Source organism: Komagataeibacter xylinus (assembly GCF_004302915.1).
Taxonomy (GTDB): Bacteria; Pseudomonadota; Alphaproteobacteria; order Acetobacterales; family Acetobacteraceae; genus Komagataeibacter; species Komagataeibacter xylinus_C.
The window spans coordinates 1-8,331 of record NZ_QQBI01000063.1 but is presented as its reverse complement, the minus strand read 5'-3'; the positions used below and the strand labels follow the sequence as shown (position 1 = coordinate 8,331).

General features: G+C 50.7%; 5 protein-coding genes and 3 pseudogenes. 7 read left to right on the top strand and 1 reads right to left on the bottom strand.

Features of this window, described 5'->3' with window-relative positions; all coding sequences use genetic code 11:
* The first annotated feature begins 268 nt into the window (after positions 1-268).
* Positions 269-433: a recombinase family protein gene (locus tag DV027_RS16665; protein WP_475584077.1), complete on the top strand. Its 165-nt coding sequence runs from the start codon at positions 269-271 to the stop codon at positions 431-433.
* On the opposite strand, the pseudogene DV027_RS16660 reads toward DV027_RS16665, so the two are convergent.
* Positions 392-838 (bottom strand): annotated as a pseudogene (locus DV027_RS16660) (IS256 family transposase); the annotation flags it as partial. The gene DV027_RS16665 and the pseudogene DV027_RS16660 overlap by 42 nt on opposite strands.
* Before the next feature lie 63 nt (positions 839-901).
* Between DV027_RS16660 and DV027_RS18110 the strand changes: the two are divergent.
* From DV027_RS18110 to DV027_RS18215, 6 genes and pseudogenes are all read left to right on the top strand, one after another.
* Positions 902-1,195: pseudogene (locus DV027_RS18110) on the top strand (transposase); the annotation flags it as partial.
* 164 nt (positions 1,196-1,359) lie between these two features.
* Entirely contained in the window at positions 1,360-2,610 is a 1,251-nt protein-coding gene (locus DV027_RS16650; RefSeq protein ID WP_242621985.1) for a TolC family protein, read from the top strand.
* Between the two features lie 54 nt (positions 2,611-2,664).
* The gene (locus DV027_RS16645) at positions 2,665-3,126 is read left to right on the top strand and encodes a hypothetical protein (RefSeq protein ID WP_130732944.1); all 462 of its coding nucleotides are present in this window, start codon (positions 2,665-2,667) and stop codon (positions 3,124-3,126) included.
* A gap of 516 nt (positions 3,127-3,642) precedes the next feature.
* On the top strand, positions 3,643-4,911 hold the full coding sequence (locus tag DV027_RS16640; protein WP_130732943.1) for an efflux RND transporter periplasmic adaptor subunit: 1,269 nt from the start codon (positions 3,643-3,645) through the stop codon (positions 4,909-4,911).
* A complete protein-coding gene (locus DV027_RS16635) occupies positions 4,908-8,000 on the top strand; it encodes an efflux RND transporter permease subunit (RefSeq protein ID WP_130732942.1) in 3,093 nt (1,030 codons plus the stop codon). Before DV027_RS16640 ends, DV027_RS16635 begins: the two co-directional genes overlap by 4 nt.
* A gap of 67 nt (positions 8,001-8,067) precedes the next feature.
* Positions 8,068-8,169, top strand: a pseudogene (locus DV027_RS18215) (Tn3 family transposase); the annotation flags it as partial.
* Between the last annotated feature and the right edge of the window lie 162 nt (positions 8,170-8,331).

Here is an 8,331-nt window from a genome sequence, read left to right as displayed (position 1 = left end):
GGTAGAGCTTTTCATGACTGGGGCGGCCGGTCATCAGCCGGAAGCGCAGCGTGCCATCATGCAGGCGCGGCAGGAAGGGGTCGGTACATAGAACGGGCACAGATATACGCTAAGGGTGGCTGCTGAGGGTATATGACGGAAAACAGATGTTTTCCGTCATTCTTTTTCTTGCCGGGAAAAGATAGCCGCCAAGATAGCAAAAACTGCACGACAAACCCTGTCGTTTTGAATTACTATGCGGAAACGCTTCTGCTGAGGTTTGTCGTACATGCTGGTCGGTTATATGCGAGTGTCCTCAGCCGACGAACGCCAGTCAGTGGATCTCCAGCGCGATGCGCTGATTGCGGCTGGCGTCGATGCACGCCACATCTATTCCGACAAGGCCCAGGCCCAGGCCGAGGACCTCCTTCATGCCGTCGGCGCGCACGCCTAGGGCGATATGCACCGCCTTGTTGCGCACCACGCTTTCATTGCGGATCTTCACCCGCAGGGCATCGAAAAACACCACCGGATAGACCGCTTCCAGCGGTCGGTTCTGGCAGGATGCCACTTCGTCCAGCACGGCGTCGGTGATGACGCTGATCAGGGCCGGCGAGGCCTCCACGCCATAGATTTCAAGCAGATGGTCCTGGATCTCACGCACGCTCATCCCGCGCGCATACACCGAGATGATCCGCTCGTCGAAACCGGGAAACCGCCGCCGGTAGCGTGCGATCAGCTGCGGATCGAACGTTCCCGCCCGATCGCGCGGGATGTCCAGCCGCACCCGACCGACATACGTCAGCATGGTCTTCTGCCCGTAGCCATTACGGCAGTTCGGGCGGCCGGCCACAGCCTCGCCGTCCAGATGCTGCTCCTTCTTTCGCATCAAACGCTTAAACACGAAATTTAGGATAGGCCCGGGCGGCCCTGTGCCCGTAGACCTTACGACTTCCGACCCGGGCCCGCAGAAAGGGAGCCACGCCGGATAACCGAACCCTGGCGGCTTGCCATGAAGGACAGGCTGGAAACTACAGAAGCCGAGGATCTTTACAAACTACGAAAACAGACCGTGGAGCCGGTCTTTGGAATTATCAAAAGCATCATGGGCTTCAGAAGGTTCAGCCTGCGTGGCCTTGCAAAAGTCACGACTGAATGGACACTCGTCGCTCTCGCATACAACTGCAAGAGAATGGCACGACTTCACGCAGCGTAAGCCAGGTCACCCTCGGCCTTATGACCCTCAAAATGCCCAACCCGACAGGCTGCTAGAGCGATATATATATGCCAAATAATATTACATAATATGTATGATAATAATTTTAATTAACAGTAGCGTATCCGTTTTGTATTTTACATCTCTAATCTCCGGGCATTGAAATGAAATATTTTGTTATATTTTTACTAAATGCTTTGTTTATTTTTCCGTTCGAAAAGGCGGAGTGTAATGATGAACCATTATATTCTGGTGTTTCATTCCACGAGGCCGTTGCAATGGCGTGGGCAATGGATCCTATTCACGATAAACTGAAAATTAATCATCATTCAGCCAAAGCGCGCGCTAAAGCTGCATCATCATGGTTTGCTGGTGGTCCTACCGTATCTGGTGATTATATGGATGATCACGTGATTGGTAGTAATGAAGGTTACACAACCTATCAAGGAGGTATATCTGTGCCCCTATGGCTTCCCGGACAAGGAAGATCTACTCGCGCTGTAGCCGATGCAGAAGCTTTATCACTTGATGAAGAAATTAACGTTGAACATTTATTTGTATCAGTTCGAGTCCTCGATGCAATTTTAAAAGAAAATATATCATATCATCGCGTTATGATTGCAAAAGAAAATTGTGAAATCATACGCAAAATTTATTCCGAAGTAGAAAATGGTAAAAATAATGGTGAAGTTCCAGAAACTGATTTATTGATGGCAAAGTCAGCATACGAAGTTGCAGAAAATGAATTAAATTCTTCTGAGGAAGAATACAGTTATAGTAAATACGAAATTAATGAAATTATAGGTAAGGAATTGCATGTAGAAATTTCTGGTTATGACAATTCTTACGTTTCAAAACTTCCATTTAATTCAGAAAAAGATATAGAAAATAGAGACCCAAGAATAAAACTATCTATTAAAAATGTAAATTTAGCCGAAGAGAATTTAAAACTAGAGCGTCGCTCTTTTATGCCTAATCCTGAAGTTGGAATCGACGTTATTCATGAAAAACAATATGGTAGCCCATGGGACGATCGTGTGGGTATACATTTTAGCATCCCGCTTCCTAGTGCAGTGCGAAATGTACCTCTTAGATCTGAAGCAAGCAATCGCTTGGCAAAAGCAACAAGCGAAGAAATAAAAACTCGCCGGATGGTTCATGTTGAAATAATGAAGATCAGAGAACATTTAATATCATCTGAATCATCATATAAATACATGAGATCAGCTGAAAAAGACATTGGAGATCGTATAATTCATCAAGAAAAAGCATGGCGCGAGGGGGAGGTCAGTTTGAAAAGCCTATTAATGTCAATAGAAGAGTACAATAAAATAAAATTGTTAAGCATGAAATATGAATTTGAGTGGCATGCCGCTTGTATTAGAATCTTAATAGAGCGCGGAAAGATTCCATAGATATTATTCATATAGAATAAATAAGTATTTATGTTAAATTGTGGGGAATTCACTATGAGAAATATTTTAATTTTGTTAGTTATATTTTTATCAAGCTGCGCGCATGAAAATATTCAGAAGGCGGATAATGTTTGTAATATAAAAGGAGAAAGTATTAAATTATATACACATGGCATGTATGGTGGGTATCCGCAATCCGTTTTGCGAGATGTTGTGTCAAGCAGTGTTTCCTGCCCTAACGATAATAACGAAATAAAATATTACCATATTATGTTATTGTCTCATCCGCATCTACATATCACAATCATTCGCCCTCTTGGGCAAGGTCAGAAAGGTTATCTTTCAGCAAAGATATTTGCTAATGGTAGATTCATTATTGGGGAGCGTACATATCTATCTCCTTTTTCACGAACACAATCTCCATATTCGGTGAAAGCAGACATTCATCGTGCTACAATGCACTTATGGCACGATTTGGCGACCCATATGGCACACAAGGTATCTACCAAAATATAATTATAAAATAAATATTATAATATAGATATTGCAAATGTAAATCAACATTACATGAGAGCGTTACAGCTGTCGTTGAGAGGGTAATAAAGCCAAAAATTGTTAACGCGAATCAGGAAGCTATTAAAACAAGAGAGAAAGACCATAAAACTCAGGATACGAAACGTTATCAGTCTCTTGACGTTGGGTAAGAGGGGTTACGCACTGCAACCAATTGATATGAAATCCGATATATACTGTTGAGTAAAAACTATCTGTTGCCAATTTACAAAATATATATCTATACAAATTACTAGATCTCCGTTCAAATGTCTTGTCAGGAATATTATGATAGCATGTGGGATACTCACGCCCCGCTCCCTCCATAGCGCGGCACAAAACATAATAGGACTGATGCGGTATATAAGTACCATTGTTTTGGTACAAAGTATTACAGATATTGCTCATAAGAAGGTTTCCGTAAAATATTTCTTGTTCCTTTTTCATAATTTTTCAATAATATGATTTAGAAAAGATCGCTTGATCGATAAAAATCACCATTTCCGTATTGATCGTTTGTACTATTTTTATGTTAATATAGAAGCCATGAATCTTTTCTCTAAATATCATGATCATCTTAGGCAACCTTTCATCTTGGCCGGATGCGTGTTCGGCACGCTGATGGCATCCATACCTGTCGTTCGAGCGCAGGAAAGCTGGCCGAAAGAACCAGTGATCATCGCGCAGGCCGCTCTGACGAGTGAGGGCATCGAAACTGCACAAGCGCAACCCGGTACATTACCGAATCATATCGAAGCACAGGCCTATGTCGCGACCGACGAACGACGGGTCAGCCGTATCCGACCCATCGGTACCGGACGTGTCACGGACGTCCTCGTTTCTCCTGGACAGGTCGTCAAGCGTGGCGATACCTTGCTGCGATATGACGATTTCAGCCTGAGCGATGAACGCCAACGCCTCCTGTCCGCCGAGGATGCTCTCCGACAGGCACAGGCGCAGGAGCACGACGCGGTTCTCACATGGCAAAGAGGAGAACATCTGCGTGGCGGCATCATCTCCTCGGGTGAAGCCGAAAGGCGTCGCGCTCACATGACCGAAATGCATGCTCTCGTTTCCCAGCGCGAAGCTCTGGTGCAAAACGAGAAAGAACGCATGAGAAGATTTTCCTCTCCGATCGAGAAAGTGGACGGCCTCTCATCCACTGTCATCTCCCCGGTCAATGGCATCGTCAGGCACGTCAATATCAGTGTCGGCGAAGATATCACGACGACCCCGGCAGTTCCAATCGAGATTGACAATCTGGATTCGGTCTGGATCATTTCAGAAGTCTCGACAGAAGATGTGGGTAAGCTGGCCATCGGTGGACAACAGCAGACCTGGTTCCGTGGAATGGACGATCCGATAATTTCCCGGATCGATCTGATCGAAGGAGATGTAGATATAGGGACACGGCGCGTCTCGGTACGCAGTTTGCTGTCGAACGCGCAGTCAGCACTGCGTCCGGGCATGCTGGCTCGAACGCGACTCTTTTTCTCTCACCCCGTTGCCGGTCAGGTCATACCCACCGCCGCGTTACAGACGATTGCCGGTCAGAAATGCGTTTTTGTGCAGATCGGCCGGGATCGTTATACGCCACGGCATGTCGTCGTCGGCCCCTCGCTAGACGGCCGCACCGTCCTTACTCAAGGTATCGCGGCAGGCGAGACCGTCGTGACGCGCGGTAGCTTCGTTCTCAAGTCCCAGGCCCTGCTCAACCCAGCGCCCGAGAGCGGGCAGGTGGAGAAATGAATTTCGTCCTGAAACTGCTGGCAGGGCGCAAGGCTCTGCTCGGTGCAGTTATCCTGATCATGATTGCAGGGATTTTCGATCTGCAATCCCTACCGGTCGAACCGGTACCTGACATTTCCCCGCGACAGGTTCTTGTCTCGGTCAGCGCTCCCGGCCTCCCGACTCAGGAGATCGAACGCCTCGTCACCGTGCCAGTAGAGACGGTACTCTCCAGCGTCGTCGGGTTGGGCTCCATGCGCTCCGTATCCCGGACTGGTGTGTCAGTGCTCTATCTTCAGTTTGACGATGGCACGGACATCTATCGGGCCCGAGAACTCGTCTCTCAAAGATTGACTGAAGCGCGCAACGCGATTCCAGTCGAGCATGCGTCTCTCAGCATGGGGCCAATGACAACAGGCATGGGAGAGATTCTACAGCTTCAGATCCACGGTGCCGGGCACTCGCTCGCCGAACTCAACACGATCATGACGTGGAACGTCGTCCCAAAACTGCGCCTTATTCCCGGCGTGGTCGACGTCAACGTCAATGGTGGCGCATCCCAGACCTATGAAGTCGAACTCGATCCCATCGTTCTGCGTCGTTATGGCATATCTGTTTCCGACGTCTTCAAGGCGGTCGACAGCGGCGACGAAGCCGCGGGCGGCGCGTGGCTGGAGCAGAACGACGAACAACATATCATAGGTGGCCGGTCGCTGATCGACAGCCTGGAGGAGTTCGGGGACATCCAGGTCTGGAGCGGGGCGAACGGCGCGGCGGTCCATATCCGCGAACTCGGCCGCATCCATGAAGGACAGTTGCCGCGCCTCGGTGCCGTCACGAGGGATGGCAAGGGCGAGATCGTCAATGCGGTCATTCTTCTACGTGAAGGTGCAAACGCCAAGAAGACGCTGGCGGCAATCAAGGCCGCCCTGCCCAGAGTGACGCATAGCCTACCGCCGGGCATAACGCTCGAGCCATACTACAGCCGCTCGACCCTCACCAACGTCACGATCACGACCGTCCGCGACAATCTGGTCATGGGCGCCATACTTGTCTTCGCGGTGCTGCTGGTCGTCATCGGCGACTGGAGAGCCTCCCTCGTCATCATCTCGGTCATACCATTTTCCCTGCTGTGCGCGATGGTCGGCATGAATCACCTCGGTATTTCCGCCAACTTGCTGAGTCTGGGCGCAATTGATTTCGGCATGATCGTCGACAGCGCTCTCGTGATCGTCGAAAGCGTCATGAGCCGCCGGCTCGCTCCAGGAAGCAGCTTCGCCGGGAGCATTGCCCAGATCGTCGCACTCGTCACCCGTCCGGTTACCTTTGCCATCCTGATCATCATTCTGGTCTACCTGCCGATTCTCACCTTGGAAGGCATCGAAGGCCGGATGTTCAAACCGATGGCAGAGACCATCATTCTCGGTCTCCTCGCTTCGCTCGCATTCTCGCTGGTCTGCATCCCGGCGCTTTCTCTCATGCTGATCCGTCCCCATTATGCGCAACCACATGATAGTGAGCCTGATGATGAAAGCGCGCATGACACGCGCCTCATCGCCTTCCTGCGCCGCGGTTTTCTGCACGCCTCGCGTTACTGCATCGCGCATACAGGACGCGTGACCGTGATCGCCCTGACCATTCTGGGCATATCGGGTTTCATGGCGACAAGACTGGGTGGAGAATTTATCCCTCAGCTTCAGGAAGGCGACCTTGTCGTGACCTCGACACGCCTGCCGGGTATCTCGCTGGACGCTTCGCTCCGCTCAGTCAATGCGATCGAAAAGACCCTTCACACCTTTCCGGACATTCGGACCGTTGTCAGCAACACGGGCACGTCTACCATTCCGACAGATCCACAGGGCGGCGAACAGACCGATACCTATATCCTGCTCAAACCACGCTCCGAATGGAAAACGGCCTCGACACAGGAGGGATTGGTACGCGCCTTCGATACTGCACTGCGGAAGAACAATCCCGGTTCGCTCTATAACTGGAGCCAGCCCATCCAAATGCGCATGGACGATCTCCAGTCCGGCGTGCGCTCTCAAATCGCAGTGGGCGTCTACGGTCCGGATCTGAAAACCCTCTCGAAGCTCACCGCACAGATTTCGGAAGTGATCGCGGCTGTTCCCGGAGCCGCGGATGTGGCTCCACAGGATGTCGGCACCATTCCTTACCTGCATATTGACGTTGACCGCGCTGCAGCCGGCCGGTTGAATGTTTCAACAGCAGAAGTCCTTGATGTGATCGAAGCAGTGGGCGGCCACGTTGGTCCCCCCGTCTCAATAAACGGGGCTCTGGTGCCGACCGAAGTGCGCTTCGGCCCGGACCACCGCAGCAGCCTGTCATTGCTACGCCAGTTGCCGGTCGTGACGCGTGACGATCATCTGCTCGAACTGTCTCAGGTAGCCCACATCACACTGGATGATGGACCAGCCGCGATCCGCCGCGATCAAGGTGAACGTCGCATGATGGTACAGGCCAACGTGCGCGGGCGCGACCTGGCATCCTTCGTGCAGGCAGCACAGCAAACGGTCGCGAAGAAAGTGCTGTTTCCACCCGGTTATCGGATAGAATGGAGCGGTCAGTTCCGCAATCTCCAGACGGCCGTCGCCCGTCTCGAAATCGTGGTCCCGATTACCCTTGTACTGATTTTTCTGCTGCTCATGCTGGCATTAGGCGATCTCTGGCTGGCAACACTCGTCTTTATCAACCTGCCATTCGCGGCAACGGGGGGCATCATCGCACTCTGGCTGCGCGGAATGCCGTTCAGCATTTCGGCTGGCATTGGTTTTATCGCGTTGTTCGGAGTGGCCACGCTCAATGGTGTCGTGCTCGTCTCTTGGATCATCGAAAAACGTCGCAACGGTTTCGATGGGTTCACCGCAGCGACAATAGCGGCACGAGAACGCTTCCGTCCCGTCATGGCTACTGCTTCTGTTGCGTGCCTCGGATTTTTTCCAATGGCATTTTCTATAAGTGAGGGTGCGGAAGTAGAAAAACCGTTAGCCACCGTCGTTATCGGCGGTCTGGTCTCCTGTACCATACTTACCCTGCTCGTCTTGCCTGCTTTCTACATAAAGCTCAACAAATGGCGGGAGGCCCCGTAATAGATATTCACAAACATGTTATATGATCAATGAGTGTTGATTTTCACTGAGAACTGATGGTGCGGACGGCATCATCATCCCGCCTGATCTCCTCGCCCATGTCTCACCGCTGGGATGGGAACACATCAATCTCACCGGCGAATATCGCTGGCCTAAATCCTTAGCGTAGGATTTAGGCTCCTCCTGCAAACGATCCCTTCCAGTTCCAGCTAGCAGGGATCCATGGCATCAGCAGTGGACGTGAAAAGGATCGCATAATACCAACCGTTGATTGCTATAACCCATGAGCCCAATTGCGCAGTCCGATTGACATGATGCGCCATGGTTGATT